The following is a 1,563-nucleotide window of genomic DNA, read 5'->3' as shown; positions in this document are numbered from 1 at the left end:
ATTATTAAGTAGTTTTGGAGTAAAGCTATGAAAAATAAAAACAACATTATAATAATAGCTTTAATGAAAATAAAATTTCATTTTATTTAGTTCTGTTTTTTAGAATATTTGCAGTAGGTAGGTTATTTGGTGGATTTTATATTTGATAAAGTTGTATATATAAGGTTTGTATTTATATCATTAATAATAGCTATAGTTTTTATATTTAATATATAAAAATACAAAAGAAATTTTATCTTAATTTATGATAGGGGAGATCTATAGTGGATTTGAAAGAAGTTAATATTCAATTAGCTCAGGGAAGTGTTAATGAATATATAATTAGAGATACTTTAGGTATTACTATAGGACGAGTATATATAATTGATTTATCAAAGGAAAATAGATATTGTTGTTTTAGAATACGATTTTATAAAAAAGGGGAAGAAAGCTATCAATATCTAAAAAGTTCCCTGAATAAATTTCTTATAACTTTATTTAAGAATATGGGCATATTTAAGATAAATGTATTAGCAGAAGAGGATGTAAAGCTAGCATCTTTTACAGATTTGGGATTTGAACTGGAAGGAATTATTGCTAATAGTATTATAAAAGATAACGCATATAAAGATGAGGTATTATTTGGTATAGATAAAGAGACATTTGGGAAAAATATCATAAGAAAAGTATTATTGAGAGGGAGAAATGTAGATCTTAAATTATTGACGCCTGAAAATGGAGAAGAAGTATTGCAATATTATATAAGAAATAAAGAGCATTTAGAACCTTTTGAACCAACAAGGGAAAACAATTTTTATACCTTACTTGTTCAAAAGAGAATTTTAATGGAAAATTACAAACAGTTTTTAAATGGCACTTCATTTAACTTTGGAATATATAAAGACAATAAGTTTATAGGCAAAATACAATTATCTAACATTGTCATGGGGATATTTAGAAATTGTTTTGTAGGATATTCTATAGATAAAGAAGAACAAGGGAAAGGTTATATGAAAGATGCACTAATGTTAGCAGTGGATTATGCTTTTAATGAATTAGATCTTCATAGAGTAGAAGCATCTACCTTAGTAGATAATCATAGGTCACAAAATGTATTAAAGGCTTGTGACTTTAAAGAAATAGGAGTAAATGAGGATTACCTTTACATTAATGGAAAGTGGAGAGATCATATTACATTTTATAAACTAAGGAAAATCAAATAAATCCCCACAACCGTATCAAGCGTGTCCACATGAAAAAGTTAAAGGAAAAGGTAGAATTTAAGAGATATAACTATTTATTTTATAGAAATCAGCTATTAATCATCAGATGCACAGAATAATTGTGATAGAATAACACATGTCGCTGAGAGATGCGGCAAACAAATGCTGAAAGTTGAAGAAACTAAAGGCAAAAAAGTCAACATAAAAGTTTTTTAGTAAAAAAATAAAAAAACATGTTGACAAAGAAAAACAAAAATGATATTATGTAAAAGTCGCATGAAGCGACATGGTCTTTGAAAATTAAACAGAGAAGAGAAACCAGTCAATTCAAACAGGAAACTGTTTAAAATAGCGATGAGCT

General features: G+C 26.6%; 1 protein-coding gene. It reads left to right on the top strand.

The window, feature by feature from the left end; all coding sequences use genetic code 11:
• The first annotated feature begins 263 nt into the window (after positions 1–263).
• Positions 264–1,202, top strand: a complete 939-nt coding sequence (locus T514_RS0121960; protein ID WP_423219371.1) for a GNAT family N-acetyltransferase — start codon at positions 264–266, stop codon at positions 1,200–1,202.
• Positions 1,203–1,563 lie beyond the last annotated feature (361 nt).

The organism is Clostridium lundense DSM 17049 (assembly GCF_000619945.1).
GTDB classification, from domain to species: Bacteria; Bacillota; Clostridia; order Clostridiales; family Clostridiaceae; genus Clostridium_AO; species Clostridium_AO lundense.
This window is presented reverse-complemented; position numbering and strand designations above follow the sequence as displayed.